Source organism: Bradyrhizobium sp. AUGA SZCCT0160 (assembly GCF_018130105.1).
Classification (GTDB): Bacteria; Pseudomonadota; Alphaproteobacteria; order Rhizobiales; family Xanthobacteraceae; genus Bradyrhizobium.
The window spans coordinates 24,443-50,366 of record NZ_JAFCMD010000007.1 but is presented as its reverse complement, the minus strand read 5'-3'; the positions used below and the strand labels follow the sequence as shown (position 1 = coordinate 50,366).

The window sequence follows — 25,924 nt, the reverse complement described above, 5'->3', positions numbered from 1 at the left end:
ATTCACCCTCGGCCGGCTATACGTGGCGCTCCCTCCGCTCGACTCCGTGACATGGCAAAGCCCGTTGCGCGCCTTCGCATTGGGGATGCGCTCGGTTGCGACGACGGTTCTGAGCCTGGTGCTGTTTGCGACCTATGTCGGCATCGGCGCGCTGGCGCATGACAGCCATTTCAGCCTGGGGTGGGTGCTCGGCAGCACGGTTCTGGTCTGGGCGGGCCCGGCGCAGATCATCCTGATTACGACGCTGGGCTCGGGGGCAACGGTGGTGCAGGCCGCGATCGCGGTCGCCGTCAGCGCCATCAGGCTGTTTCCGATGGTGGTGTCGGTGCTGCCGACCATGCGGACATCAGGCACCAAGCGTCGTCATCTCTTGCTCGCGGCGCATTTCATCGCCGTCACGCTCTGGGTCGAGTGCCACCGGCTGTTGCCGCTGGTGCCGCGCGAGCGGCGCATCGCGTTCACGCATGGGCTCGGCTGCGGACTTCTCTTGGTCTGTCTGGTCGCGACCACGGTCGGCTACGGCCTGGCCGCCAATCTGCCGGTGCTGTTCGCCGCGGCGATCCTGATGTTGACGCCGCTGGCGTTCCTGCTTTCCACCGCGCGCAACTGCCGGCAGATATCGGACGTGCTGGCGCTGGTGCTCGGGCTCGCGCTGTATCCACTCGTCGCAACGCTGCAGACCGGCGTCGATATCCTGATCAGCGGTGTCAGCGCGGGCACGATCGCCTACGGCGCGCACTGGTGGCGGGCGCGCGCATGAGCGACTGGCTCGCAAATTTTCTGGGTGACCCCCACGCGCTGCTGGTGCTTGTCGTCGCAGGTTTCCTGCCCAACGAGGTCTGGCGCATGCTCGGGCTGTGGCTCGGCGGCGGCGTCGACGAGGGCTCGGAAGCGCTGATCTGGGTGAGGGCGGTGGCGACCGCGATCCTCGCCGGCGTCATCGCGCAGATCCTGGTGCAGCCGCCGGGCGCGCTCGCGAGCGTGCCGGACTGGCTGCGCTACGGCGCGGTCGCCGCAGGCTTTGCGGTGTTCATGCTGACGCGGCGGTCGATCTTTGCCGGCGTCGTTTCGGGCGAGGTCGCGTTGGTGGCGGGAAAATGGTGGCTCGGTTGATTGCAGGTGCCGCATAATCCGGTACTGTTCCTCCAACTCAGAAACGGCGAGGAACAGCATGAATTGGCGCGCAGTGGCGGCTTTGGCCTTTGGTTTGGTTACAGCCGCGTCGCAAGGGCAGGCGGCCGAATATCCGAGCCGCGCGATCAAGCTGATCGTGCCCTATGCGGCAGGCGGCCCGACCGACGTGCTCGGCCGCATGGTCGGCGAATATCTCAGCCGCGACCTGAAGCAGCCGGTGGTGATCGAGAACAAGGCCGGCGCGCAGGGCGCGATCGGCGCCGAGGCCGCGGCGCGGGCCGAGCCCGACGGCTATACGCTGTTCTTCACAGCGGCATCGATCTTCGTGCTCAATCCGATGCTGTACAAGAAGCTGCCCTATGATCCGCAGCGGGATTTCCGGATGCTGGCGCTGATCACTGATCTGCCTGTGGTCATGGAGGTTCATCCTTCCGTACCCGCCAAGACGGTCGCGGAGTTCGTGGCTTACGCGAAACAAAACCCCGGCAAGCTCAATTTCGGATCGGCCGGCACCGGCGGCACCATTCATCTCGCCGGCGAGATGTTCAAGCAGATGGCCGGCGTCGATATGGTTCATGTCGCCTACAAGGGCGCGGGTCCTGCGCTGACCGATCTGATATCGGGCAATATCCAGCTGATGTTCGACACGCTCGGCACCGCGCTGCCGCCGGTGAAGGGCGGGTTGCTGCGGGCGCTCGCGGTCAGCTCCGCGCAACGAATCCCCGATCTGCCCGACGTGCCGACCATGGCCGAAAGCGGCTATCCGGAGTACGGCGTCAGCGTCTGGTACGGCGTTTCCGCGTCGTCAAAACTGCCTGACGATATCGCGCGAAAAATCACCGCAAGCCTCGACAAGGCGCTGGGTGATGATACGTTCCGCGCCTCGCTCGAGAAGGTCGGCTTTCCGCCGCTGCGCCCGCGCAGCCAGGCCGAGATCGACCAGTTCATCGCAACCGATCGCGCGCGCTGGGCGGGCGTGATCAAGGCGCTCAACATCTCACTCGATTAGCGTTTTCAAGCGAAGTGGGCACCGGTTCGCGTTAAGAAAACGCGTCAAACGTAAGAGCATTAGAATATGGTTCGGGAAAGTGAAATCCGCGAAGGCGAACTCGCCGTCGATATGCCACCGGCGCGCGACGCGGGCCTCATCTTCATAGGGCGCATCCGCACGCCCTGGAAATCGCGGCTGGAAACCCCGCGGCAGGGCCGTCACGACGGGCCGGTGTGCCGGCTGGAGATTTTCGAGCCCTGGGTGCCCGCGATCAAGGGCGTCGACTTCTATTCCAATCTCGAAGTGATCTACTGGCTGCACCAGTCGCGACGTGACCTCGTGCTGCAAAGCCCGAAGAACAACGGCAATACCCGCGGCGCATTCTCGCTACGCACGCCGGTGCGGCCCAATCCGATCGGCACGTCCATCGTCAAGCTGGTCGGCGTCGAGGGCAATGTGGTGCTGGTGCGCGGCCTCGATTGCCTCGACGAGACGCCGCTGATCGACCTCAAACCCGACCGCTGCGAATTCACACCGCTGGCGCCGCCGCAGGCAGGGGATTTCGAGACGGAGTAGCTGGTTTCTCCGTCGTGGCGACGAAGCAATCCACCTTTCCGTTATGCCGTGCGATGGATTGCTTCCGCTTCGCTCGCAATGACGGTCGTGGTATCGCGCGCTACCCCTTCAGCGCCGCGATCAGCTTCGTTGCGTTGTCTTCCAGCACCTTGACGTCTTCCTTGCGGCTGGCGGGCGGCAGCATGGCGACGCCGTCGTGGCGTGGCAGCACGTGCATGTGGAGGTGGAAGACGACCTGTCCGCCTGCGGGTTCGTTGAACTGCTGGATGGTGATGCCGTCGGCCTTGAACGCCTTCATCGCGGCGGCGGCGATCTTGTGGGCGCCGCGGGCGACATGGGCGTAGTCGTCGGGCGTGATGTCGAGGATGTTGCGGGCGGGGGCCTTCGGCACCACCAGCGTATGGCCGGGCGAACGCGGCATGATGTCGAGGAAGGCGAACACATGCTCGTCCTCGTAGACCTTGTGGCAGGGAAACTCGCCGCGCAGGATCTTTGCGAAGATGTTGTTGGTGTCATAGGCGGCGGACATGGTGGCTCCCTTAGGTTTGGTCTCATTCTCGGATCGGTATTGTAAAGGTCAAGCCTCGTCGGCGGCCTTGCGGAACGGCCCCGCCTCGGTGAGTTCCCGCCCGACCTCGGCCACATAGGCGCGTTCGCGCTTCAGATAGTCCGCGATCGCCCGGCGCAGATCGGGATCGGCGATGTAATGCGCCGAATAGGTCGTCTGCGGCAGATATCCGCGCGCCAGCTTGTGCTCGCCCTGTGCGCCGGCTTCCACCGTTTTCAGGCCGCGCTCGATCGCAAACTCGATGGCCTGATAATAGCAGACCTCGAAATGCAGGAACGGATGATGTTCGACCGCGCCCCAGTTGCGGCCAAACAGGGTGTCGGAGCCGATGAAATTGATGGCGCCGGCGATCCAGCGGCCGCCCCGCCGCGCCATCACCAGCATCACGTCCCGGCTCATGCTCTCGCCAATCAGCGAGAAGAATTTTCGCGTGAGGTAGGGCCGGCCCCATTTGCGCGAGCCGGTCTCCATGTAGAACGCAAAGAAGGCGTCCCAGGCCTCCTCGGTGATACCAGCTCCGGTCAGGCGGTGGATGGTGATGCCGGCGGAGACGGCCTCGCGCCGCTCGCGCTTGATCGCCTTGCGGTGGCGGGAGTTCAGCGATCCCAGGAAATCATCAAAGGTCTTGTAGCCGTCATTGTGCCAGTGGAACTGCTGGTCGGTGCGCTGCAGGAATCCCTGGGCGCCCAAAAACTTCGCTTCCGCCTCGCGCGCAAAGGTCACGTGAACGGAGGAGGCGTTGGTGGCGTTGCACAGCGCCATCAGGCCTTGCGCGAGCGCCGTCCCGATCCGCTCGTGGTCGACGTCGCCGCGGATCAGCAGGCGTGGACCGGTGGCGGGCGTAAACGGCACCGAGGCCTGCAGCTTTGGATAATAGCGGCCACCGGCGCGCTCATACGCGTCGGCCCAGCCGCGGTCGAAAACATACTCGCCCTGCGAATGGGATTTCAGATAGCAGGGCACGATGCCGGCGATGCTGCCATCGAGCCGGGCGAGCAGATGCCGCGGACCCCACCCGGTGCGGGCGCAAGCCGAGCCGGAGGCTTCGGCGGCGGCAAAAAAGGCATGTGAAACGAACGGGTTATAGGCTGGTTTTGAGTCGGCGCACGAATCACCTGACGCGCCGGGTGAAGCCAGCGTGTCGAGGTTTTCGAGGCTGTTCGGATCGCCTTTTGGATTGGCGCAGGCGTCCCATTCCGCAGCCGGGATATCGCTGGCGGAGGGGACGGCTTCGAGGGTGATTTCGGATGACGCCATCGAGAATTCGCAGCCGGTCCCTTGCGATCAGCCATCGCGATGGTGACCAAGTCAGGCAAAGATCAAGTCAGGCAAAGATGTTGCATTGCGCCCGTGACTTCAAGGCCTGCAGTGCGGATCAGGTTCCCGGCGGGAAACTCCGAGCCCAATACGTCAGGGCACAAATCCCTCAAAGATCATCTGGTCGGCGTACCGGGCAGCGCGGGCGCGCTGGTCCGGCGTGCGCACGGTCCAGGTCAGCAGCGGCAGGCCGAAAATATTGCGGGCGATCCAGGGCGCGGCCGCCGGCAGTTCGTTGACCCAATAGGCGACGAAATGCGGCCGGGTGCGGAAGGCGTGGCGCAGATGCGTCATGCCCCGGCGTTGCGCCGCCGACGCCTCCGGCCATTCGTCCTCGGTATATTCGCGCTCGGCAACGATGCCGCGGGGCAGTGAAGGGATCAATTCGCGCAGCGCCAGCACCTGGTCCGGGTCGAACGACATGCCGACTGCGGGTCCGGAATAGGTCGCGAGCACCTCTGCCATCCGCTTCACCAGCCTGCGGTCGCCGTCGAAATGGCTTTTGACCTCGATCACCAGCGGCACGCGGCCGGCGACCAGCGCGCAGAGGTCGCTGAGCGACATCATCCGCTCCGGCGTGTTCTTGAACTTCACGGCCTTCAGTTCGGCCGCGGTCTTGCCGAGCAACGCGCCCGAGCCCTCGGTGAGCCGGCCGAGCGCATTGTCATGGTGCACCATCGCCTCGCCATCGGCGGTGAGCTGGATATCGACCTCGATCGAGAAGTTTCCTGCGATCGCCGCATGCACCGCGCCCGGCATGTTCTCGAGGATGCCGCGCGCGGCATCATGCAGGCCGCGATGGGCGACCGGCCGCGCCGTCAACCAGTCAGGTGCAGACACTCCGAATTTCCCTCAGGAGACCTCGAACACGCCGTCGACTTCGACCGCCGCATCGGAGGGAAGGGAAGAGACGCCGACGGTGGTGCGGGCATGGCGGCCCTTGTCGCCGAAGGCGGTGACCATCAGGTCCGAAGCACCGTTCAGCACCTTCGGCCCGTCGAAATAATCCGGCGCCGAATTGACGAAGCCGCCGAGGCGGACCACGCGCACCACCTTGTCGAGATCCCCGAGCGCGGCCTTGATCTGCGCGAGTAGGTTGACCGCGCAACCCTGTGCAGCGGCATAGCCCTGTTCGGTGGTGACGCCGGCGCCGAGCTTGCCCTTGGCGATCAGCTTGCCTTCGGCATCGGCGCACACCTGGCCGGAGACGAACAGCAGGTTTCCGGTGCGGACGAAGCCGACATAGTTCGCCATGGCGGCGCGGGGCTCAGGCAAGGTGATACCTTGTGCCGCCAGCTTCTGTTCGACCGTGCCCGCCATGTTTCGTCCCCGTTTGAATTGACCACACCTGAACCTTTTCAGGTCCGCTTTGTTTCGCGCATCGCGTCCGTGGTTGCAAGCGAGGGTGGATTGGAGGCGAACACCCGCAAGCGGCGGCAATTCCGAGAAACAGGCCGGAAAACGTGGCATTCCGACGTCAAATTCCTACGATTTCGTGACACCGCCCTAGTTGCGACGCAATACAGCCGACAGTAATGTATCGAATCTTCCGCTGCACAAGGAGAACACATGGCTCGACCGTTCCGGATTCCGCCTCGTGCTTGGGTGCTGACAATCGCAGCCGTTGCAACAGGATCGGTTTTCCAGGCCGGGCCAGCGCTGTCAGCCGCAAGCGGGCCATTCCTTGCCCATCAGGCGCTCTACGAACTCAACCTGGTCAAGTCGCGCGGCTCCAACGCCATCAGCGGCGCGCGCGGGCGCATCCTCTACAATTTCTCCGGCAGCGCCTGCGAGGGCTACACCTCCGAATTCAGGCAGGTGTCGGAGCTCGACAGCGGCGAGGGCAAGCTGACGCTCAGCGATTTGCGCTCGACGTCCTGGGAGGATGCGGCAGGCAAGAGCTACCGCTTCAAGATCGACACGCGGATGAACGATACCGAATCCGCCCCGGTCGACGGCGTCGCCGAGCGGACCGGCGATCACATCACGGTCAAGCTGAAGCAGCCGGTGGCCAAGACGTTCAACCTCGAAGGCAAGATCGTGTTCCCGACCGAGCAGATCCAGCACATCATCGCGGCCGCGCGCGAAGGCAAGTCGGTGCTGGAACTGATGGTCTATGACGGCTCTGACAATGGCGAGAAGGTCTACAACACGCTGTCGGTGATCGGGCAGCCGATTCCCGGCACCAAGACCATCGCTTCGCCCGATCCCTCCACCGCGAACGACCAGATGAAATCGCTGACGCGCTGGCCGGTCACGGTGAGCTATTACGACCGCGACGCCAAGGCCAAGGATGGCGAGCAGACGCCGGTTTATGCGATGTCGTTCGAGCTATTCGAGAACGGCGTCTCCCGCGCGCTGATGCTGGATTACAATGACTTTGTCATTTCCGGCGCGATGGGGAAGTTTGACGTCAGGGATTCCAAGCCTTGTAAGTGACGGGCGGGGGCGATCCCAGTGGTCCGTCACCCTGAGGAGCGCGCACTTGCGCGCGTCTCGAAGGGCGACGGCCCGAATCTTTCCTCGCATCCTTCGAGGCTCGCAAGCGCTCGCACCTCCAGCGACAACGGCGAAGCCGTTGCGCGGGGATGACGTTTCCGCGAGCTATTCCTCCTCCTCTTCCTCGTCCTTTTCCGGCCCTCGATACGCAATGCCCCTGATCACAGCGGCATTGCCGAACTTCTTCCTCAGATCATCCATCGCGCGTTCGGCGTGGGCCGAGCGGCGATCCAGCATGTCGGTGTCGTCGGCCTGCGAGCCTGCGCGCAGCGCGCTGACGCCGGTACCCATCAGGCGAAAGGCGGTGCCGTCGATCTCCTTCGCCAGCAATTCGCGGGACACCGCAAAGATCTTTGCCGCCAGTTGCGTCGGCGCCTGGATCGATTGCGAGCGGGTGCGCTGCCTGAAATCGGCGGTCTTCAATTTCAGCGTGATGGTCAATCCGGAAAGGTTGCTGCTTTTGAGGCGCGACGACACCTTCTCCGACAGCCGCCACAGCGTCCGCTCCAGCGTCGCGAAATCGCGGATGTCCTTATCGAAGGTGGTTTCGTTCGAAATGGTCTTGGCGCCGCGATCGGGCACCACCAGGCGGTCGTCGATGCCGCGCGCCAGCCGCCATAGCCTGCGGCCTTCGCTGGCGAACTGCTTCATCAGATCGACCTCGTCGGCGCGCTGCAGATCGGCGATGGTGCGAAAACCGCGCTGCAGCAGCTTTTCCTGGGTCGCGGGGCCGACGCCATAGATGAATCCGACCGGCCGGTCCGCTAGCATCTCGCGGGCTTCGGCCTGGTCGAGGGCGGCAAAGCCGCGGGGCTTGTCGAGATCGGAGGCGATCTTGGCGAGGAACTTGTTGCAGGACAGGCCGACCGACACGGTGATGCCGATGCCCCGTTCGACGTCACGGGCAAAGCGCGCCAGCACTTTTGCGGGGATCATGCCGTGGACGCGCTGGGTGCCGGAAAGGTCGAGAAACGCCTCGTCGATCGACAGCGGCTCGACCAGCGGCGTCAGCGTCTGCATGGCGTGGCGCACCTCGCGGCCGACCCGGACATATTTGGCCATGTCCGGCCGAATCACGATGGCGTTGGGACAAAGCGCCAGCGCCTTGAACATAGGCATCGCCGAGCGCACGCCAAACGTCCGCGAGATGTAGCAGGCGGCCGACACCACGCCGCGCTTGCCGCCGCCGATGATGACCGGCTTGTCGGCAAGTTCCGGGTTGTCGCGCTTTTCCACCGTCGCGTAGAACGCGTCACAATCGATATGCGCCATCGCCAGCGCCGGCAACGCATGGTGGCGAACAAGGCGAGGCGAGCCGCATTCACCGCACCGCCTGGCCTTGATGTCGAGGTCGCCGAGGCAATCCCGGCAAAAACAGCGCGGCCCCTGCGCCAGCGCGCTCACGGCACGTCACGCTCCCAATGCGGGTCGCCCAGCACCTGACGGGCGGCGGCGATGTTGGTCGGATGGAGCTCGGAGGCGGCCGCAAACGCCTTCACGGTTGCGTCATCGCGCATCACGAAATCCAGCACGCTGGCCAGAAATTGCGGGTCGGCGGCGGCCGTCCGGAGCGTCTCCGGGCCTAAACCGCTCTCGGCCAGAAACAGGCCCAGCCGCTCCGGATCGGACGCAATGAAGGACAGCGCCTGAACCGCAACGATTTCAGCTACTTCCCGGGGGTTGTGAACAGGCTTTTTCAACAGATGGGTTTGCCTTTCCGTTAACTTATGGTCTCTAGTTTGACGGCCATCATGCCCGAGTCTGCGGAATGTGTTCAAGCAAGTGGAAACCGCTTCGCGAAAAGATGGCACTTGTTAGTAGAAAAACAGGACTCGGATTTAACGGGTTAGAGCGAATCTGGCGCTAGTTTGATTTCACTTTTCGACAAGCCCGGAAAGGCGGTGCGCAAGCACCCCAAGGCCGGGCCTGTTTCCTGGGATAGGGGAGGGACGGGATGGCCAAAACCGTCCTGATCGTGGAGGACAACGAGCTCAACATGAAGCTCTTTCGCGACCTGCTGGAGGCGCATGGTTATCAGACCTCGGGCACCAGCAATGGTTTCGAGGCACTGGATCTCGTTCGCAAGCTGCGCCCCGATTTGATCCTGATGGATATCCAGCTGCCGCAGGTGTCCGGCCTCGAGGTGACGCGCTGGATCAAGGACGATCCGGAACTCCGCGCGATACCGGTCGTTGCGGTGACGGCGTTCGCGATGAAGGGTGACGAGGAACGCATCCGCGAGGGCGGCTGCGAGGCGTATTTGTCCAAACCAATTTCGGTCGGCAAGTTTATTGAAACGGTACGGCGTTTTATTGGGTAGTGGGAGTGAGTTTCGATGTCTGCGCGTATCCTGGTCGTCGATGATGTTCCCGCCAACGTCAAGCTGCTGGAAGCCCGTCTGTCGGCCGAGTATTTCGATGTGCTGACGGCGACCAACGGCGCCGAGGCGCTCGAAGTCTGTTCGCGCGCCGAATGCGACATCATCCTGCTCGACGTCATGATGCCCGACATGGACGGCTTTGAGGTCTGCCGCCGGCTGAAGTCCAATCCGGCCACGCATTTCATTCCGGTTGTCATCGTCACCGCGCTCGACAGCCCGGCTGACCGCGTGCGCGGCCTCGAGGCCGGCGCCGACGATTTCCTGACCAAGCCGGTATCCGACGTGGTGCTGATTGCGCGCGTCCGTTCGCTGACGCGGCTGAAGATGATGACCGATGAGCTGCGCATGCGCGCCATCACCTCGCTCGAAATCGGCATGGAAGCCCCCGAGCGAACCGCCGTGGCCGACAAGGGCATCGGCGGACGCATCCTCCTGGTCGACGACCGCCCGTCATCCTACGAGCGGCTGGCGCCGCTGCTTTCCGCCGAGCATACCGTCGATGTCGAGGCCAATCCGGCCGAAGCGCTATTTCACGCTGCCGAAGGCAATTACGATCTGCTGATCGTCTCGCTCAGCCTCGAAAACTACGACGGCTTGCGGCTGTGCAGCCAGGCGCGCTCGCTGGAGCGGACCCGTCAGGTGCCGATACTGGCGATCTCTGATGCCGACAACAACGCGCGGCTGCTCCGCGGGCTCGAGATCGGCGTCAACGACTATCTGCTGCGCCCGGTCGACAAGAACGAACTTTTGGCGCGCGCGCGCACCCAGATCCGCCGGCGCCGCTATACCGATCATCTGCGCGACAACGTGCAGAACTCGATCGAAATGGCGATCACCGACGCGCTGACCGGCTTGCATAACCGCCGCTACATGGAGAGCCATCTGGCGACGCTCGCCGAGCAGGCCTCGAGCCGCGGCAAGCCGCTGGCGCTGATGATCCTCGACATCGATTTCTTCAAGGCCATCAACGACAATTACGGCCATGACGGCGGCGACGACGTGCTGCGTGAATTCGCGGTGCGCATCCGCAAGTCGATCCGCGGCATCGATCTCGCCTGCCGTTATGGCGGCGAGGAGTTCGTCATCGTGATGCCGGAAACCGACCTGCATGTCGCGGGCATGGTGGCGGAGCGGCTGCGCCGCTCGATCGTGAGCGAGAAGTTCGCTATCGCCAAGGGCACCAAGCGCATCGAGGTCACGGTCTCGATCGGACTATCGACGCTGGAGCGCAAGGGCGAGCCGATCGGCGACGTGCTCAAACGCGCCGACACCGCGCTGTACCGCGCCAAGCACGATGGACGGAACAGGGTCGTGGTTTCGGCGGCGGCGTAAGCATTGGCGTTTCACCTAGCTCGGTGTCATCACCCGCGCATGCGGGTGATCCAGTACGCCGCGGCTTCTCGATTCAATCGCTAACGTCTCTGGAATACTGGATCACCCGCATTCGCGGGTGATGACAGCATTTGTAATGGTCGCAGTCGAGCTACCGCCCACGCTTCACCGCGTCGTACGCCAGACGCTTGAATTCGAACGAGAACGGATGGACGAACGCCATCTGCCGCTGCGCCATCATCACGCCGGCCATGTTGTGTCGCGGCGAAATCCACCATTGCGTGCCGGCGACGCCGCCCCAATAGAGCTCGCCCGAAGCGTCCGGGTGGTCGAAGGGTGTCGGATTGACGATCAGGCCGCCGGCCAGCGTGTGCGCCTTGCCGACCTGTTCGCCCATCAGCGCGAAGCGGATCCACTGGCCGTCCGGCAGCTGGTTGGTCATCATCTGCGCAATGGTCTCCGGCCTGAGCAGCGTTCGGTCGCCAGGCAGCAGGCTTCGGATCAACGCGACCATGTCGGGCATCGTGGAGACCAGGCCGCCGCCGCCATTGAGCCGCGCAATGGGCCGCAGATAGGCGCCGGGGAAGGGCGCGTTGTCGGTGCGGGTGAGGCCCGGCTTCATCGGCTCCATCATGTCGGCGCCGGCGTAATATGCGACCAGCCGCCCCTGATCTTTTTCCGGGACGACGAAACCGGTGTCGACCATGCCGAGTGGATCGAGGATGCGCGCCTTGATGAACTTGTCGAAGCTTTGGCCGCTGATGACTTCCACCAGCCGCGCCACCACATCGATGGCAAGCGAGTATTCCCAGGACGTGCCCGGCTGATAGATCAGCGGCAGGTCGGCCAGCACATCGACCATCTGGGCCAGCGTCGTCATGGGATTGTGGACGCCGCGCTCGTTGAGCGCCGTGAAGATGGTGGTGCCGGGATCGAAGAAACCGTAGCTCAGACCGGAGCTGTGGCTCAGCAGTTGCCGGATGGTGATCGAGCTCCTGGCCGGCTCGGTGTCGTCGAGCGAAGTCGCTCCAGCGCGCAACACCTTTCGATTTCCAAGCTGCGGAATATACTTCTCGATCGGATCATCGAGCCGGAATTTGCCTTCCTCGAACAGCAACAATGCGGCGCAGGAAGTGATCAGCTTGGTGTTGGAAAAAATCCGGAAGATGTGGTCGGGGCGCAGCGGCGCCTGCGCTTCCTTGTCGGCCCAGCCGACGCAATTCACATCCACCAGATCGCGGCCAACCATGACAGCCCAGGATATGCCGGACAGCAGATCGCCGTCGATATAACGCTGCATGGCCGCGTGGGCCGGTTTGAAGTCGTAACCCTTGGCGGTCACCGTCAAGTCTTCCATGGTGTTTCCTTGCTTGCGCCGTTTGTTTGGCTGTTGTTCCTAGCGTTAGCAGGGACGGCGATAGAGGGTCAACGCGCGCTGATCTGTGGCTATTGCGCGGTCTCCCCGCCGCCGACTTTCACCCCGGCATGCCTGAGCAACACCGTTGCGGCTTCTTTCGCCGCCCGCGCCATCGCCGGATCGTTGCGAACCATATCTTGCGCGATGCAGCCGTCGACGAGGACGGCCAATTGCGTTGCCAGCGCCTCGGCATTCCCGACGCCAATCTGCAGCAGCAGATCGCGAAACCACAGACGGCGGCTTTCCTTGAACGCGATTGCGATCTTGCGGACGGATTTATCCTCGCCGCCGAGTTCGGCCACCGCGTTGACGAACGGGCAGCCGCGAAAATCCTTGGCTGCAAAGCGCCGCTCCAACGCATCGAAGGTGCTGAGAATCTGCTCGACGGCTGGCTTGTCTGACGGCCGAGGCTGCACGAAGCGGCGTGCCAGATAGGCCGATATCAGCGCATCCTTGGAGGGGAAGTGGTTGTACAGCGTGCGCTTGCTGATGCCGATTTCGGCCGCGATGGTGTCGACGCCGACCGCGCGAATCCCCTGCAGATAGAACAGCCTATCGGCGGTTTCCAGGATCCGGTCTTTCATTGCCGGTTTGGCGGGCAGGGGTGCCATGCGCGTGCGCGATATCCTTCAGGCTTGACAGCAGACGGCCCTTATAGCCTTGTTACACAGGTCTGTGTACCTAAATCAGACCGCAAACGCAGGACGCGGCTTTCGCATCGCGGCCGCTAGGGAGAATAAAAACAATGGCCCTGCTGCAAATCCTGCGTCCAACCCTCCCGATCCTGATCGGCGCCTCTGTCATGCTGACCCTGAGCATGGGCCTGCGGCAGAGTTTTGGTATCTTCATGCAGCCGCTGACGAAGGACATCGGAATTTCCGTGTCGGATTTCACGCTGGCGCTGGCGGTGCAAAATCTCGCCTGGGGATTCCTGCAGCCGGTCGCCGGCGCCTTGACGGTGCGCTACGGCTTCCGCCCGATCATGATCGTGGGCACGCTGATGTACATCGTCGGCCTTGCCCTGATGGCGACCGCGCAAGGCATGATCCCGATCCTGATCGGCGCAGGTCTATTGATCGGTTTCTCGCTGGCCTGCACGGCCAATGCGATTGCGATGTCGGTTTCCGCGCGCGCGGTGCCGGCCACGGTGCGCAGCACCGTGATGGGCATGGTCTCGGCGGCGGGGTCGCTCGGCGCGTTGGTGTCGGCGCCGATCGGGCAGATGTTGAATGAAGGTTTTGGCTGGCGCGCCGGCGTCGCCGGCTTTGTGATTCTGTCGCTGTTCATGCTGCCGGCCGCCTGGTACGCGGGCAGGGCCGACAAGATCCCGCTGCCGCCCAAGGCCGCCGACGACATCGGCGACGCTTCGGCTTCGACCGCCGCCAAGATCGCGTTCGGCAACGCATCGTTCGTGGTGATGACCTGCGCCTATTTCGTCTGCGGCATGCAGCTCGTGTTTCTCACCACGCATCTGCCGTCCTATCTTTTGATCTGCGGCCTCGATCCGATGCTGAGCGCGCAGACGCTCGGCATGATCGGCGGCTTCAACGTGCTGGGCAGCCTGTTCTTCGGCTGGGCCGGCCAGCGCTGGAACAAGCTGGCGCTGCTCGGCGGCATCTACGTTTTCCGTTCGATCGCGCTCGCCTGGTACTTCATGCTGCCGGCAACCCCGGCGACCACGCTGTTGTTTGGCGCGATCATGGGTTTCCTCTGGATGGGCGTCGGCCCGCTGGTCGCGGGCGCCGTCGCTGAAATGTTCGGCCTGAAATGGCAGGCGATGATTCAGGGCCTCGCCTTCATGAGCCACCAGATCGGCTCGTTCCTTGGCGCTTACGGGGGAGGGCTGATCTACGACCAGCTCGGCTCCTACACCATGGCGTGGCGGATCGGCGTCGCGCTCGGACTTGCGGGCGGAATCATCCAGGTGGCATTCGCCTTGATCCGGCCGAGCGAGCCGCCACGACAGATGCAGGCGGCTTAGAGCACGCACAGAATCAAAAAACGGGGCCGCGAGGCCCCGTTCGAGTCAGAAAGCAGCGTTGGTACGCTTACTTGATCTTCGATTCCTTGAACTCGACGTGCTTGCGCGCGACCGGGTCGTACTTCTTCTTGACCAGCTTGTCGGTCATGGTGCGCGAGTTCTTCTTGGCGACGTAATAGAAGCCGGTGTCCGCCGTGGAAACGAGCTTGACCTTGATGGTGACCGCTTTGGCCATTGTTCAGAACCCTTGATGTGTGAAAATCGGGTGCCGGCCAAATCGGCCCGCATTTGCCGGGCAACCTAGCTTCTGATCGCCCAAAGTCAAGGTTTCCAGGCTGGAAACCTGCATGAAACCGGGTAATTAACCCTCAAAGAACCGGTTTTTCGGCCTCGGCAGCCCCAAATTCTCCCGCAGTGTCTTGCCTTCGTACTCCTTGCGGAAAATCCCGCGTTTCTGCAGTTCCGGCACCACCTTGTCGACGAAATCGTCGAGGCCGGCGGGCAGGAACGGGAACATGATGTTGAACCCGTCGCTGCCGCGGCTCACCAGCCACTCCTCCATCTGGTCGGCGATGGTCACCGGCGTGCCGACGAAGGAAAGCCCGCCATAGCCGCCGACGCGCTGGGCGAGCTGGCGCACGGTGAGCTTGTCGCGCGCGGCGACATCGACCAGTCGCTGGCGGCCACTCTTGCTGGCATTAGTCTCGGGGATGTCAGGCAATTGTCCGTCGGGATCGAAACCGGAGGCGTCGGTGCCGAGCTGGACGGACAGCGAGGCGATCGCGCTGTCGTAATGCACCATGCTGTCGAGCTTTGCGCGCTTCTCCTTTGCCTCATCGACGCTGTCGCCGACCACGACGAAGGCGCCGGGCAGAATAACGAGATGCTCGGGGTTGCGGCCGATTTTTTCCATCCGGCCCTTGATGTCGGCGTAGAGTTTTTGGGCATCGGCGAGAGGACCGCCGCCGGTGAACACGGCTTCGGCGGTCTCCGCCGCCAACTGCCGCCCGTCGTCGGAGGCACCGGCCTGCACGATCAGCGGCCAGCCCTGCACAGGGCGGGCGATGTTGAGAGGGCCGCGCACGCTCAGATATTTTCCCTTGTGATTGAGCACGTGCATTTTTGCTGGATCGAAATAGAGCCCGGATTCGACGTCGCGCACGAAGGCATCGTCGGCAAAGGAATCCCACAGACCCGTGACCACGTCATAGAATTCGCGCGCCCGCTTGTAGCGCTCGGCATGCTCCATATGATCGTCGAGCCCGAAATTCAGCGCGGCGTCCGGATTGGACGTGGTGACGATATTCCACCCCGCGCGCCCATTGCTGATGTGATCGAGCGAAGCAAAACGGCGCGCAACATGATAAGGCTCGTCGAACGTGGTCGAACCCGTCGCGATCAGGCCGATATGTTCGGTGGCGCCGGCCAGCGCCGACAACAGCGTGAACGGTTCGAACGAGGTCACGGTGTGGCTGCGCTTGAGCGCATTGACCGGCATGTTCAGCACGGCCAGATGATCGGCCATGAAGAAGGCGTCGAATTTGCCGGCTTCGAGCTTCTGGATCAGTTGCTTGATACGCGGGAAATTGAAGTTGGCATCGGGCCATGCGCCGGGATAGCGCCACGCGCCGGTGTGGATAGAGACCGGCCGCATGAACGCGCCGAGCTTGAGTTGCCGCTGTGCCATCGCCCCGTTTCCGTGTTTGTTGGTGTTGGGGAAAGAGATAGGCATGGGTGAAGGCTGCGCCATCGGCGGCCAGCAGAAGAATTTTGCAATTTAAGGGATCGAGAGAGGATATTTGCCGTGACGCCAATACCGTCATTGCGAGGAGCGTAGCGACGAAGCAATCCATCTTTCCCCGTGCAGAAGCATGGATTGCTTCGCTCCGCTCGCAATCACTGGGAGAGAGGTCGGGCTACGCCCCGAGCACGTCCTTCTGCATCTTGCCGCCGTAGAAATGGAAGAACGGCACCGGGGCGTCGTGGCGCAGCGGGCCGGTGGCGAGGCGGCGGTCGAGTTCGGCGAGCACGTTCTTGGTCATGGCATGCGCATCGGCGAGCGGTTTTGAACCGATCTCGACCCAGACCAGTTCCACCAGTTCGGCGTCGGCATGGATCACGCCCTCAACCTTGTGCGCGATGGCGGAAGCGTCGGCGGTGAAGAAGCGGGTGTCGAAACGGCGGACGCGGCCGGGCGGGGTGATCGCGCGTGCGATCAGGAACAGACTGGACGGATCGGGCAGCAGGCCGGCATCCGAGAACGGCTGCCAGGCGCCTTCGAGTTTTACGGGTTTTTCGACCTTGCGGCCGAGGCAGAGACCGGTCTCCTCGCAGGCTTCGCGGATCGCTGCTACCGCCAGTGCACGCGCACGCGATGGCGCGATCTTGGGGCTGCCCTTGAGCAGATTGGCTTCGAGTTCATTGGTGATGGGGGCAGCGACGGGGACGCGGTTGTCTGATTTGTCGACGCGGCCGCCTGGGAAAACATATTTGCCCGGCATGAACACCACATTGTCGTGGCGTTTGCCGACCAAGACCTTCGGTTTGTCGCCGCTCCGGTCGATCAGGATCAGCGTCGCGGCGTCCTTCGGTCGGAAGTAGGGATGGTGATCGGCTTCTTTTCCTTCGACGATTGCAGGCGCTGCTTCGGTCATTCCATCCCCGTTCAGTCTCTTGTTGTTCTTGGTTTAGCTAGACCGGAGGGATGTCGCTAGGGGCATTTTCGTCAAAGCCATGCATGCGCAGCGCCCATTGGAAACCGACCACGGCGCCCTTGACCGGTTGCAGCAACAACAGCGACGAGAGGAAGGTGAAGGGCAGGTAGATCGCCATTTGCAGCCAGATCGCCGGCGAATAATTGGTTTCCACCCACAGCACGACCGGTACCACGATGTGGCCGACGATGACGATGACGAGATAGGCCGGCAAATCATCGGCGCGGTGCGGCGTGTAATCGAGCCCGCAGGTCTTGCAGTGGTCGTCGACTTTCAGGAACGCCCGAAACAGCTTGCCTTCGCCGCAACGCGGGCAGCGGCACATGAAGCCACGCTTCATCGCGCTCCAGAGATCACGCTTTTCGCCCTTCACGGATTCCCTGGTCCAGACTGTCGTCGCGGGGCTCACCGTTTCCATGACTTGCCTCTCTTCGATTTGCCGGGCTTGGCTTTGCCCTTGCGTTCCTTCGGATGCGGGCTACGGCCCGGACGCGTCTTCGATGGCGTGACCGGGGCTTTCGAACCTTCGCGGCGGCCGCCCTGTTTTCTGCCGCGCGGAATGACCTTGCTTTCAGATAGTAACTCGAACCGCAGCGCGCCAGCTACTGGCGCTGCTTCTACCAGACGTACGTCGACAACGTCCCCCAGCCGGTGCATGGCACCGCTGCGTGAGCCGACGAGCGCGTGCCGGGTCTCGTCATAGTTGAAATATTCTGTTCCCAGCGTGCGGATCGGGATCAGCCCGTCGGCGCCGGTATCAGACAACTTCACGAACAGTCCGGCGCGGGTGACGCCGGAAATGCGGCCCTGGAACGTCGCACCGATGCGGTCGGCGAGGAAATGCGCAATCAGCCGGTCGGCGGTCTCGCGTTCGGCCTTCATGGCGCGACGTTCGGTGACGGATATCTGTGCGGCGACTTCGCTCAGCGTTTCCAGCGTTTCGGTGTCCGGCAACGCGCCTTCGCCGAGGCCGAGCGCGCGGATCAGCGCGCGATGCACGATCAGATCGGCGTATCGCCTGATCGGCGAAGTGAAATGCGCATAGCGCCGCAGGTTGAGGCCGAAATGGCCGTAATTCTCCGCGGAATATTCCGCCTGCGCCTGCGAGCGCAGCACCACTTCATTGACCAGCGGCTCATAATCCTCGCCGCGGACCTGGCCGAGCACGCGATTGAACAGGGCGGGGCGCAACGCACCGGCTTTCGCAAACGGCAGATCGAGTGTTTTTAAGAATTCCTGGAGGTTATGAACCTTCTCCTGGCTCGGCTCGTCGTGCACGCGGTAGATCAGCGGCAGCGCCTTCTTCTCCAGCATCTCGGCGGCGGCCACGTTAGCGAGGATCATGAATTCCTCGATCAGCCGATGCGCATCCAGCCGCTCCGGCACGATGACGCGGTCGACGGTGCCGTCGGGCTTCAGCAGGATCTTGCGCTCGGGCAGATCGAGATCCAGCGGATCACGCTCGTCGCGCGCCAGCTTTACCAGTGCATAGGCCGTATAGAGCGGTTTGAGGATCGGTTCGAGCAGGGGGCCGGTGGTGTCGTCGGGCCGGCCGTCGATTGCGGCCTGCGCCTGCGCATAGTTCAGTTTGGCGGCAGAGCGCATCAGCACGCGATGAAAGCTGTGCGAGCGCTTGCGGCCATCGGCACCGATCACCATCCGCACGGCGAGCGCGCCGCGCGGCTCGCCCGGCACCAGCGAGCACAGATCGTTGGAGATACGCTCGGGCAGCATCGGCACGACGCGGTCCGGGAAATACACCGAGTTGCCGCGCGTCAGCGCGTCGCGATCGAGCGCCGAAGCCGGGCGCACATAGAACGCGACATCGGCGATCGCGACATGGACGATATAGCCGCCCTTGTTGTTCGGATCGTCGTCGGGGGCGGCATGAACCGCGTCGTCATGGTCCTTGGCATCAGGGGGATCGATGGTCACGAGCGGCAACTCGCGCCAGTCCTCGCGACCCTTGAGGGTCGCCGGCTTTGCGTCCTCGGCTTCGCGCAATGCTGATGGGGTGAAGGCCTGCGGAATGTCGTGGGCGTGGATTGCGATCAGGCTGACCGCTTTTTCGGTCGCGAGCGAGCCGAGCCGCTCCTTTACCTTGCCGGACGCCAGCCCGTAGCCGCGCGTGCGCACCAGATCGACGCTGATCAGGTCGCCATCCTCGGCGCCACCGGTGTCGGTGCTGGCGATGTTCAGTTCGCGCCCGGCCTGCTTCTTGTCGACCGGGATCATCCTTCCGCCGCCATTGGGCAGCTTCCGAAAAATACCGAGCAGGCGGGTGCGGGCGTGGTCGATGACCTTGATGACGCGCCCGCGATAGGGCGTGCCAGCGGTGTCGTCGGTCTTCTCGACGCGCAGCAGCGCGCGGTCGCCGACACCGGCGGCAGTGCCCGGTTGCGGACGACGCGGAACATGGATGCGGATCTTCGGTGCCGCGCCGAATTCCTCTTCATCCCATTCGGTGGGGGTGGCGAGCAGCTCGCCGTCGGTGTCGCGGCCGGTGATGTCGGCCATCACGGTCGGCGGCAGCGCGGCGGGTTCGAGAACCTTGCGGCCGCGCTTGGCGATGGTGCCCTCGTCGGCGAGTTCGCGCAGGATTCGCTTCAGTTCGACACGATCGGCGTTCTTCAGGCCGAACTCGCGGGCGATCTCGCGGGTGCCGATCTTGCCTGGATTGGCACGGATGAAGGCAACGATGGCGTCCCGGGCCGGAAAGCCATTGTCGTGTTTTCTCTTCACTTATCCCCGGGCCTTGCCCGCGCTTTTCTTCGCAGGCGTTTTGGGTGCTGCTGCAGGCTTTGCTGCTGAGGTCTTTGCCGCGGACGCGACCGGTGCGCGCGCCTTGCTCACCGCTTCCGATTTCGGCTTAGCCGCAGCCTTCTTCACCGCCGGCTTCTTGGCCGGCTTCGGCGCGTCTGGATCAACGGGCGCTTTGGCCTTGGCGGCCTTCTTCGGTGCGGCTTTCTTCGCGCCACGCTTCGGCTTGCCGCCGCCCTTGGCGGCGCGTTCGTCGATCAGTGCAATGGCTTCGGCGAGCGTAATCGTATCCGGCGTCTTGTCGCTCGGGATGGTGGCGTTGACGCCGCCGGCGGTCACGTAAGCGCCGTAGCGGCCGTTCTTGACGGCAACGCCGCCGAGGCTCGGGTGCTCACCGATCGGCTTGCCGGGATCGGCGCCGAAGCGGCGGCCGCTCGGGCCCTTCAAGATCTTTTCGGCGATCAACGTCACCGCGCGATTGAGGCCGATGTCAAACACCTCGTCGCCGGCTTCCAGGCTCGCATAGGTCTTTTCGTGGCGCACGAATGGGCCGAAGCGACCGATGCCGGCGGTGATCGGCTCGCCAGTCTCGGGATGCTTGCCGATCTCGCGCGGCAACGACAGCAGTTTTAGCGCAAGCTCGAGCTCCATATCGCCGGGCGAGGAGCCTTTCGGAATACCGGCGCGCTTGGGCTTTTCGCCCTCGGCATAATCCTTCTGCTCGCCGAGCTGGATATAGGGACCGAAGCGGCCGGCCTTCACCGCGACGTCGAGATCGGTCTCGGGATCCTTGCCGAGGACGCGGTCGGCGGTGGCCTCGGAGTCGGCAGCAAGCGGTCGGGTATGACGGCATTCCGGATAATTCGAGCAACCGACAAAGGCGCCGAACTTTCCGGCCTTCAGGTTGAGTCTGCCGGTGCCGCAGGTCGGGCACTGCCGGACATCGCCGCCGTCCGCGCGGGGCGGATAGATGTGCGGTCCCAGCATGTCGTCGAGCGCATCCAGCACTTCGGAGACGCGAATATCCTTGATGTCGCTCACCGCGCCGGCGAACCCGGTCCAGAACTCCTTCAGCACCTGCTGCCAGGAAATCTCGTTGTTGGAGATGCGATCGAGCTGCTCTTCCAAATTGGCGGTAAAATCATATTCCACATAGCGCGCGAAGAAGTTTTCCAGGAACGCGACCACGACGCGGCCCTTGTCCTCGCCATGCAATCGCTTCTTCTCGAGCTTGACGTAGCCGCGGTCTTTCAGCACCTGCAGGATCGAGGCATAGGTTGAGGGGCGGCCGATGCCGAGCTCTTCCATCCGCTTGACCAGCGAGGCTTCCGAGAAGCGCGGCGGCGGTTCGGTGAAATGCTGGGTAACGGCGAGGTCCTGCCGCTTCAGCGCTTCGCCCTCGCTCATCGCGGGGAGGCGACGGGAATCCTCGTCTTCCTCGTCGTCGCGGCCTTCCTGATAGAGCGCGAGGAAACCGTCGAACTTCACCACCTGGCCGCTGGCGCGCAGGTCCAGCACGCGTGAGCCGGCTTTGGCGGCGATATCGACGGTGGTGCGTTCCAGTTCTGCGGATTCCATCTGGCTTGCGATGGTGCGGATCCAGATCAGCTCATAGAGCTTGGCCTGATCGGTATCGAGACGCCGGCGCATTTCGGCCGGACGGCGCGACATATCGGTCGGGCGAATCGCTTCATGCGCTTCCTGGGCGTTCTTGGCCTTGCTCTGGTACTGGCGCGGCGCCTCCGGCACATAGGCGTTGCCGTAATCCTCGCCGATCACCTTGCGGGCCTGGGTAATGGCCGAGCCGTCGATCTGCACGCCGTCGGTACGCATATAGGTAATGAGACCGGTGGTCTCGCCGCCGATATCGATGCCTTCATACAGGCGCTGCGCGATCCGCATCGTATGCGCCGGCGCAAAGCCGAGCTTGCGGCTGGCTTCCTGCTGCAGCGTCGAGGTGGTGAAGGGGGCCTGCGGATTGCGGCGGGCGGGCTTGGCTTCGACGGTCGAGACCGTGAAGTTGGCGGCCTCGATCGCCTTTTTGAGGTCTTCGGCTTCGGCGCCGGTGCCGATGTCGAGGCGCTGGATCTTCCTGCCGTCGGCGCCGACCAGCCGCGCCTCGAACGTGTCGCCGCGCGGCGTTGTCAATGTGGCCACCAGCGACCAGTATTCGCGCGGCACGAATTTCTCGATTTCGAGCTCGCGGTCGCAAACCAGCCGCAACGCGACCGATTGAACGCGGCCGGCAGAGCGGGCGCCCGGCAGCTTGCGCCACAGCACCGGCGACAGCGTGAAGCCGACCAGATAGTCCAGCGCGCGGCGCGCCATATAGGCGTCGACCAGCGCGCCATCGATCTGGCGCGGCGACTTCATCGCATCGGTCACCGCCTGCTTGGTGATGGCGTTGAACACCACGCGCTCGATCTTGTGGTCCTTCAGCGCGCGCTTTTCCTTGAGCACTTCGAGCACGTGCCAGGAGATCGCTTCGCCCTCGCGATCAGGGTCGGTTGCGAGAATCAGTCGGTCGGCGCCCTTCAGGGCCTTGGCGATATCGTTGAGCCGGCCTGCCGCCTTGGGGTCGACCTCCCAGATCATCTGGAAATTGGCGTCCGGATCGACCGATCCGTTCTTGGCGGGGAGGTCGCGGACATGGCCGAACGAGGCCAGAACCTCATAGGAGGCGCCCAAATATTTGTTGATCGTCTTGGCTTTCGCCGGCGACTCCACAATGACGATATTCATGTCATTCCAATAGCTTACGGGAAAAGATTAAGGCCGGTTCCGCGAGACTCGCGGCCGCCGTTTCGACCCGAACATGGGTGGTGAGGCGGCCCCTGTCAAATCGACAGATGAGGAGCAGGGGCCAAAAAGGGGTTTTGGACGTCCGAACTTGTATACAGGAAGTTGCGAATTGCGCCCTAGAGTTGCGCCCGCAAAGGGGTTATTTCTTGTCTATACTATATGGGATTGGGTGCATTTTTATTGAGCAAGGCAGGGGGAGGCCGGAAGCGCACCGCTTCAGGCAAGAATCGGCGAGCGCCAGCGGTTGAATCGGGAGAGGAGGGCGGCCCCGACGAGGCCGTGGCCTTCATAGCGGAGACCGTTGCCGAATTGACAAAACTCGCCGAGCGCCACCGGCTTGAGGTCCTCAGCCATTTGCTCGGGATGGCGCTGCTGGAAGCCCAGGAGCACCTGCGGCTGCGGAGCAAGCGCAAGCTGTCGTAAGCGGCGCATCTGTTCAGGCCGAAATAGACCTGAGTTTCCGTGATGACTTGGAGTCCCGCCGCGGCTTGAGCGCGGTATCGGCCGCGGTCAATAGCCGCCCATCTTGCGAATAGAGTTCGAGCTTGCGAACCGGGCGGCCCTTTTCCTTGTCGACCAGGATGGTCGCGATTTCCGCAGGGTGATCGTCGAATTCCTCGCTCCACTGGCGCAGAGCTACCAGGATCGGAAACACGCCGCGGCCTTTCGGCGTCAAAAGATATTCCTGATAGGCGCTGCCATCGGAGGCGGGGGCCAGCTTGAGAATGCCCTGATCGACCAGCGCGCGCAGTCGCACAGTGAGGATATTCTTGGCGAGCCCGAGACTTTTCTGGAATTCGCCGAAGCGGCGGCTGCCGAACAGCGCCTCGCGGATGATCAGCAGCGACCACCAGTCGCCGATCGCATCCAGCGATCGCGCGATCGGGCAATCGTCATTCTCAAAGCTGGTCCGTTTCACCATGGCCATCTCCGGAGATTCTTTGTCTGACGCGTTTTCTACCGCAGATAAGTCTACGCAATCTGCGCAAGCTTGATTGCTATGCGAACCGGACTCCACTTCGCTCGAAAAATGCTTTGGATGATCACAGCCCTGTGTAGTTGCATTATAAAACCAGATAGCCTAGATGGCAACTTAGTTTAATAATGCAACCATCGGAGGCTCCCGTGAGGCTGGCGAACAAGACGGCGTTCATTACTGGCGGAAACAGCGGCATCGGACTTGCGACGGCCAAGCTGTTCGTGGCGGAGGGGGCGCGGGTCGCCATCACCGGGCGCAACCAAGAGACGCTGGAGGCGGCCGCCAGGGAATTGGGTCCGAACGCGCTCGCGATCGTCGCCGACGCCACCGACATCGCGGCGACGGAAGCCGCCATCAAGCAGGCGGTTGCGAAGTTCGGCAAGCTCGACGTCATTTTCGCCAATGCCGGCATTGCGGGCGGCACGCCGCTTGGGTCAGCCACGTTAGAGACCTTTGAGAACGTGATCCGGACCAACATCACGGCGGTGTTCTTCACCGTGCAGGCCGCGGTGCCGCATCTCAACGACGGCGCCTCCATCATCCTGAACGGCTCGGTGATTTCAGTGCTCGGCAATCCCGGCTACTCCGCCTACGCGGCCAGCAAGGCCGGCGTGCGCGCGATGGCGCGGGTGATGGCGTCCGAACTGTCGCCGCGCAATATCCGCGTCAACGTGGTCTCGCCGGGTGCAATCCGCACCCCGATCTGGGGCGCGGCACTGGCGACCCCCGAAGCCGAAAAGGCGTTCGAGAAGCGCATCGGCGCCACCACGCCGCTCGGCCGCATCGGCGAACCCGATCACATTTCGAGGACGGTGCTGTTCCTGGCCTCCGACGATGCCGCGCATATCCAGGGTCAGGAATTGTTCGTCGACGGCGGTGCTACGGCCTCGCCAAGCGGGGCGCCGATCTATCGAGGGTGAGGCGACAATCCCCGCAATATCGAAGCCGGCCGGCGGGACGCTGGCCGGCTTCTGCGCCCTGCGGCGGATTGGCGCTGAGCCAGAACGCCCATTGAACCCTGCGTGTAACTGCTTGAGATTTCGAGGACAGGAGTTTCGTAAGCAACCATCAACCGGTGAGCCCTGTCGTGAAGACCACTGGCATCTCCTCGACCCCGGCGGAAAATTCGGACACCGCGCAATTTGTTTCAGTCGCGCTGTTTTCGGGTGTCGGTCTTCTGGCCTCCTTGATTGTCGTTATCCTCCGCATCAACGGCGTTTTCTGATTGGAGCGGCTGCCGTCACGCGCCTGGCGACGGCAACCGCTCACGCATCAACTCAGGCTGCGTTCAGATTGCCCGCGGCTTTCAGCGCGCCGGCGACCGCTTTTTCGCGATGCTCGGGACCGATCTGGATTCCGTCGGCGGAGATGAATTCGGGATTGGCTATGCCGATGAAGCCGAACACCCAGCGCAAATAGGTCTCCAGATGCTCGCCAACGGCGGCCGGCGTGCCCGGGCCGTAAAATCCGCCGCGCGAGATCGCGACGATGACGCGCTTGTTGCCGGCCAGACCTTCGACACCCTGCGCGCTGTATTTGAACGTCTTGCCCGCGACCAAAATGCGGTCGATCCAGGCCTTGAGCTGGCTCGGAATGGTGAAATTGTACATCGGCGCGCCGAGCACGACGATGTCGGTGGCCAAAAACTCTTCGAGCACCGCCTGACCGGCGGCGAGGTCCGGCTGCAGCGACGCCTCGGGCGTGGTGCCCTGGCCGGCGGCGAGGTGCGAGCCCGACAGATGCGCCAGCGGTGTCAGGGTCAGGTCGCGGTAACTGACCTCGAGGCCGGGGGTGGATTGACGCAGGCGGTCCACGATGGCGGCGGAAACCTGGCGGCTGACGGAGTGGGGGCCGAGGACGCTGGAGTCGATATGTAGAAGCTTCATTTGGGTCACCCTTGGTATTGGTTTGTAACTGGCGCTATATGAGTGACTGTCGTAAAACCCCGCAAGAACGCACAATTTTGAAACCCGAGCACATCCATGAGACCCGAGCACATCAATGTGCCTGCCTTACCGGCCAATCCGCATGCCTCCGGCGATTGCCGCGCCGTCGCCTCGGTGCTGGCTCGCGTCGGTGACAAATGGAGCGTGTTCGTGATTATGCAGCTGATCGGCGGGCCGCAGCGCTTCAACGAACTCAAGCGCGTGATTGGCGGCATCTCGCAGCGGATGCTGACCTTGACGCTGCGCGGACTGGAGCGGGATGGCCTAGTCACGCGTACTGTTTTTCCGACCATTCCGCCGCGGGTCGATTACGAACTGACCGATCTCGGCCGCGGGCTGGCGGAGCCGGTCAAGGCGCTCGGCCAATGGGCGTTCGCGCATCTGCCGGAAATCGAGGGAGCGCGCAGCAGTTTCGACGCGCGCAACGACAAGCGCTAACTTAGCGTCGTAAGTAGCACGGTACCGCTAGTCGTGGCTTATCTTACTTTGCATGGGGTTGTTTTCGCGATTTTGTGTCTCAGCCCTGCC

General features: G+C 63.2%; 28 protein-coding genes. 12 read left to right on the top strand and 16 right to left on the bottom strand.

Going from position 1 to position 25,924, the window contains the following annotated elements:
- Positions 1-22: 22 nt before the first annotated feature.
- From JQ558_RS13670 to tsaA, 4 genes are all read left to right on the top strand, one after another.
- A complete protein-coding gene (locus JQ558_RS13670) occupies positions 23-760 on the top strand; it encodes an AzlC family ABC transporter permease (RefSeq protein WP_212293939.1) in 738 nt (245 codons plus the stop codon).
- Complete coding sequence (locus JQ558_RS13665) at positions 757-1,113, top strand: AzlD domain-containing protein (protein WP_212212381.1); 357 nt, start codon at positions 757-759, stop codon at positions 1,111-1,113. Before JQ558_RS13670 ends, JQ558_RS13665 begins: the two co-directional genes overlap by 4 nt.
- Positions 1,114-1,171: 58 nt before the next feature.
- On the top strand, positions 1,172-2,143 hold the full coding sequence (locus JQ558_RS13660; RefSeq protein WP_212293938.1) for a tripartite tricarboxylate transporter substrate binding protein: 972 nt from the start codon (positions 1,172-1,174) through the stop codon (positions 2,141-2,143).
- A 66-nt stretch (positions 2,144-2,209) separates the two neighbouring features.
- Positions 2,210-2,701: a tRNA (N6-threonylcarbamoyladenosine(37)-N6)-methyltransferase TrmO gene (gene tsaA / locus JQ558_RS13655; protein ID WP_212293937.1), complete on the top strand. Its 492-nt coding sequence runs from the start codon at positions 2,210-2,212 to the stop codon at positions 2,699-2,701.
- A gap of 100 nt (positions 2,702-2,801) precedes the next feature.
- On the opposite strand, the gene JQ558_RS13650 is transcribed toward tsaA, so the two are convergent.
- From JQ558_RS13650 to JQ558_RS13635, 4 genes are all read right to left on the bottom strand, one after another.
- Positions 2,802-3,230 carry an HIT family protein gene (locus tag JQ558_RS13650; RefSeq protein WP_212212369.1) on the bottom strand — a complete coding sequence of 143 codons (429 nt, stop codon included), beginning with the start codon at positions 3,228-3,230 and terminating at the stop codon, positions 2,802-2,804.
- Positions 3,231-3,278: 48 nt separating this feature from the next.
- Entirely contained in the window at positions 3,279-4,526 is a 1,248-nt protein-coding gene (locus JQ558_RS13645; protein ID WP_212293936.1) for a GNAT family N-acetyltransferase, read from the bottom strand.
- A 153-nt stretch (positions 4,527-4,679) separates the two neighbouring features.
- On the bottom strand, positions 4,680-5,426 hold the full coding sequence (locus JQ558_RS13640; protein WP_212293935.1) for a glycerophosphodiester phosphodiesterase: 747 nt from the start codon (positions 5,424-5,426) through the stop codon (positions 4,680-4,682).
- A 12-nt stretch (positions 5,427-5,438) separates the two neighbouring features.
- A complete protein-coding gene (locus JQ558_RS13635; RefSeq protein WP_192733716.1) occupies positions 5,439-5,906 on the bottom strand; it encodes a RidA family protein in 468 nt (155 codons plus the stop codon).
- Positions 5,907-6,155: 249 nt separating this feature from the next.
- Here JQ558_RS13635 and JQ558_RS13630 point away from each other — a divergent pair, with 249 nt between their 5' ends.
- Entirely contained in the window at positions 6,156-7,025 is an 870-nt protein-coding gene (locus JQ558_RS13630; RefSeq protein ID WP_212212352.1) for a cell envelope integrity EipB family protein, read from the top strand.
- A 165-nt stretch (positions 7,026-7,190) separates the two neighbouring features.
- Here the strand turns inward: JQ558_RS13630 and JQ558_RS13625 are convergent, their stop codons facing one another.
- Entirely contained in the window at positions 7,191-8,489 is a 1,299-nt protein-coding gene (locus JQ558_RS13625) for a DNA polymerase IV (protein ID WP_212293934.1), read from the bottom strand.
- The gene (locus tag JQ558_RS13620; protein WP_192734246.1) at positions 8,486-8,785 is read right to left on the bottom strand and encodes a DUF3572 domain-containing protein; all 300 of its coding nucleotides are present in this window, start codon (positions 8,783-8,785) and stop codon (positions 8,486-8,488) included. The genes JQ558_RS13625 and JQ558_RS13620 overlap by 4 nt, the downstream gene beginning before the upstream one ends.
- A gap of 254 nt (positions 8,786-9,039) precedes the next feature.
- On the opposite strand from JQ558_RS13620, the gene JQ558_RS13615 reads away from it, so the two are divergent.
- On the top strand, positions 9,040-9,405 hold the full coding sequence (locus JQ558_RS13615) for a response regulator (RefSeq protein WP_027538546.1): 366 nt from the start codon (positions 9,040-9,042) through the stop codon (positions 9,403-9,405).
- 15 nt (positions 9,406-9,420) lie between these two features.
- Positions 9,421-10,797 carry a PleD family two-component system response regulator gene (locus JQ558_RS13610; RefSeq protein ID WP_212212348.1) on the top strand — a complete coding sequence of 459 codons (1,377 nt, stop codon included), beginning with the start codon at positions 9,421-9,423 and terminating at the stop codon, positions 10,795-10,797.
- Positions 10,798-10,948: 151 nt separating this feature from the next.
- Here the strand turns inward: JQ558_RS13610 and JQ558_RS13605 are convergent, their stop codons facing one another.
- Complete coding sequence (locus JQ558_RS13605; protein WP_249142456.1) at positions 10,949-12,154, bottom strand: serine hydrolase; 1,206 nt, start codon at positions 12,152-12,154, stop codon at positions 10,949-10,951.
- 89 nt (positions 12,155-12,243) lie between these two features.
- On the bottom strand, positions 12,244-12,825 hold the full coding sequence (locus tag JQ558_RS13600) for a TetR/AcrR family transcriptional regulator (RefSeq protein ID WP_212293933.1): 582 nt from the start codon (positions 12,823-12,825) through the stop codon (positions 12,244-12,246).
- Between the two features lie 134 nt (positions 12,826-12,959).
- Here JQ558_RS13600 and JQ558_RS13595 point away from each other — a divergent pair, with 134 nt between their 5' ends.
- Entirely contained in the window at positions 12,960-14,195 is a 1,236-nt protein-coding gene (locus JQ558_RS13595; RefSeq protein ID WP_212293932.1) for an MFS transporter, read from the top strand.
- A 67-nt stretch (positions 14,196-14,262) separates the two neighbouring features.
- On the opposite strand, the gene rpmG is transcribed toward JQ558_RS13595, so the two are convergent.
- The 6 genes from rpmG to topA form a co-directional block, all read right to left on the bottom strand.
- On the bottom strand, positions 14,263-14,430 hold the full coding sequence (gene rpmG / locus JQ558_RS13590) for a 50S ribosomal protein L33 (RefSeq protein WP_027537094.1): 168 nt from the start codon (positions 14,428-14,430) through the stop codon (positions 14,263-14,265).
- A 126-nt stretch (positions 14,431-14,556) separates the two neighbouring features.
- Entirely contained in the window at positions 14,557-15,882 is a 1,326-nt protein-coding gene (locus tag JQ558_RS13585; RefSeq protein WP_212293931.1) for an LLM class flavin-dependent oxidoreductase, read from the bottom strand.
- A 229-nt stretch (positions 15,883-16,111) separates the two neighbouring features.
- The gene (locus tag JQ558_RS13580) at positions 16,112-16,849 is read right to left on the bottom strand and encodes an NUDIX domain-containing protein (RefSeq protein ID WP_212293930.1); all 738 of its coding nucleotides are present in this window, start codon (positions 16,847-16,849) and stop codon (positions 16,112-16,114) included.
- Between the two features lie 37 nt (positions 16,850-16,886).
- Positions 16,887-17,327, bottom strand: a complete 441-nt coding sequence (locus tag JQ558_RS13575; RefSeq protein ID WP_212212337.1) for a DUF983 domain-containing protein — start codon at positions 17,325-17,327, stop codon at positions 16,887-16,889.
- Positions 17,315-19,651, bottom strand: a complete 2,337-nt coding sequence (rnr, locus tag JQ558_RS13570; protein WP_212293929.1) for a ribonuclease R — start codon at positions 19,649-19,651, stop codon at positions 17,315-17,317. The genes JQ558_RS13575 and rnr overlap by 13 nt, the downstream gene beginning before the upstream one ends.
- Positions 19,652-22,411: a type I DNA topoisomerase gene (topA, locus tag JQ558_RS13565; RefSeq protein ID WP_212293928.1), complete on the bottom strand. Its 2,760-nt coding sequence runs from the start codon at positions 22,409-22,411 to the stop codon at positions 19,652-19,654.
- 339 nt (positions 22,412-22,750) lie between these two features.
- On the opposite strand from topA, the gene JQ558_RS13560 reads away from it, so the two are divergent.
- Positions 22,751-22,894 (top strand): hypothetical protein, encoded by a 144-nt coding sequence (locus JQ558_RS13560; protein WP_192733705.1) that lies wholly within the window; start codon positions 22,751-22,753, stop codon positions 22,892-22,894.
- A 13-nt stretch (positions 22,895-22,907) separates the two neighbouring features.
- Here the strand turns inward: JQ558_RS13560 and JQ558_RS13555 are convergent, their stop codons facing one another.
- Positions 22,908-23,393, bottom strand: a complete 486-nt coding sequence (locus tag JQ558_RS13555) for a helix-turn-helix domain-containing protein (RefSeq protein ID WP_212212328.1) — start codon at positions 23,391-23,393, stop codon at positions 22,908-22,910.
- Between the two features lie 203 nt (positions 23,394-23,596).
- Between JQ558_RS13555 and JQ558_RS13550 the strand changes: the two genes are divergently transcribed.
- Together JQ558_RS13550 and JQ558_RS13545 are read left to right on the top strand one after the other, a co-directional pair.
- Entirely contained in the window at positions 23,597-24,370 is a 774-nt protein-coding gene (locus tag JQ558_RS13550; protein ID WP_212272278.1) for an SDR family NAD(P)-dependent oxidoreductase, read from the top strand.
- A gap of 167 nt (positions 24,371-24,537) precedes the next feature.
- On the top strand, positions 24,538-24,675 hold the full coding sequence (locus JQ558_RS13545) for a hypothetical protein (protein ID WP_212294066.1): 138 nt from the start codon (positions 24,538-24,540) through the stop codon (positions 24,673-24,675).
- A 52-nt stretch (positions 24,676-24,727) separates the two neighbouring features.
- On the opposite strand, the gene JQ558_RS13540 is transcribed toward JQ558_RS13545, so the two are convergent.
- On the bottom strand, positions 24,728-25,336 hold the full coding sequence (locus JQ558_RS13540; protein WP_212293927.1) for an FMN-dependent NADH-azoreductase: 609 nt from the start codon (positions 25,334-25,336) through the stop codon (positions 24,728-24,730).
- A 96-nt stretch (positions 25,337-25,432) separates the two neighbouring features.
- On the opposite strand from JQ558_RS13540, the gene JQ558_RS13535 reads away from it, so the two are divergent.
- Positions 25,433-25,834: a helix-turn-helix domain-containing protein gene (locus JQ558_RS13535; protein WP_212212319.1), complete on the top strand. Its 402-nt coding sequence runs from the start codon at positions 25,433-25,435 to the stop codon at positions 25,832-25,834.
- Positions 25,835-25,924 lie beyond the last annotated feature (90 nt).

Excerpts from the sequence above, each read along its gene's own strand:
- JQ558_RS13665 (WP_212212381.1), top strand. The coding sequence starts at position 757 with ATGAGCGACTGGCTCGCAAATTTTCTGGGTGACCCCCACGCGCTGCTG.
- JQ558_RS13660 (WP_212293938.1), top strand. The coding sequence starts at position 1,172 with ATGAATTGGCGCGCAGTGGCGGCTTTGGCCTTTGGTTTGGTTACAGCC.
- tsaA (WP_212293937.1), top strand. The coding sequence starts at position 2,210 with ATGGTTCGGGAAAGTGAAATCCGCGAAGGCGAACTCGCCGTCGATATG.
- JQ558_RS13650 (WP_212212369.1), bottom strand. The coding sequence starts at position 3,230 with ATGTCCGCCGCCTATGACACCAACAACATCTTCGCAAAGATCCTGCGC.
- JQ558_RS13645 (WP_212293936.1), bottom strand. The coding sequence starts at position 4,526 with ATGGCGTCATCCGAAATCACCCTCGAAGCCGTCCCCTCCGCCAGCGAT.
- JQ558_RS13635 (WP_192733716.1), bottom strand. The coding sequence starts at position 5,906 with ATGGCGGGCACGGTCGAACAGAAGCTGGCGGCACAAGGTATCACCTTG.
- JQ558_RS13630 (WP_212212352.1), top strand. The coding sequence starts at position 6,156 with ATGGCTCGACCGTTCCGGATTCCGCCTCGTGCTTGGGTGCTGACAATC.
- JQ558_RS13615 (WP_027538546.1), top strand. The coding sequence starts at position 9,040 with ATGGCCAAAACCGTCCTGATCGTGGAGGACAACGAGCTCAACATGAAG.
- JQ558_RS13610 (WP_212212348.1), top strand. The coding sequence starts at position 9,421 with ATGTCTGCGCGTATCCTGGTCGTCGATGATGTTCCCGCCAACGTCAAG.
- JQ558_RS13605 (WP_249142456.1), bottom strand. The coding sequence starts at position 12,154 with ATGGAAGACTTGACGGTGACCGCCAAGGGTTACGACTTCAAACCGGCC.
- JQ558_RS13600 (WP_212293933.1), bottom strand. The coding sequence starts at position 12,825 with ATGGCACCCCTGCCCGCCAAACCGGCAATGAAAGACCGGATCCTGGAA.
- JQ558_RS13595 (WP_212293932.1), top strand. The coding sequence starts at position 12,960 with ATGGCCCTGCTGCAAATCCTGCGTCCAACCCTCCCGATCCTGATCGGC.
- rpmG (WP_027537094.1), bottom strand. The coding sequence starts at position 14,430 with ATGGCCAAAGCGGTCACCATCAAGGTCAAGCTCGTTTCCACGGCGGAC.
- JQ558_RS13585 (WP_212293931.1), bottom strand. The coding sequence starts at position 15,882 with ATGGCACAGCGGCAACTCAAGCTCGGCGCGTTCATGCGGCCGGTCTCT.
- JQ558_RS13580 (WP_212293930.1), bottom strand. The coding sequence starts at position 16,849 with ATGACCGAAGCAGCGCCTGCAATCGTCGAAGGAAAAGAAGCCGATCAC.
- JQ558_RS13575 (WP_212212337.1), bottom strand. The coding sequence starts at position 17,327 with ATGGAAACGGTGAGCCCCGCGACGACAGTCTGGACCAGGGAATCCGTG.
- topA (WP_212293928.1), bottom strand. The coding sequence starts at position 22,411 with ATGAATATCGTCATTGTGGAGTCGCCGGCGAAAGCCAAGACGATCAAC.
- JQ558_RS13555 (WP_212212328.1), bottom strand. The coding sequence starts at position 23,393 with ATGGTGAAACGGACCAGCTTTGAGAATGACGATTGCCCGATCGCGCGA.
- JQ558_RS13540 (WP_212293927.1), bottom strand. The coding sequence starts at position 25,336 with ATGAAGCTTCTACATATCGACTCCAGCGTCCTCGGCCCCCACTCCGTC.
- JQ558_RS13535 (WP_212212319.1), top strand. The coding sequence starts at position 25,433 with ATGAGACCCGAGCACATCAATGTGCCTGCCTTACCGGCCAATCCGCAT.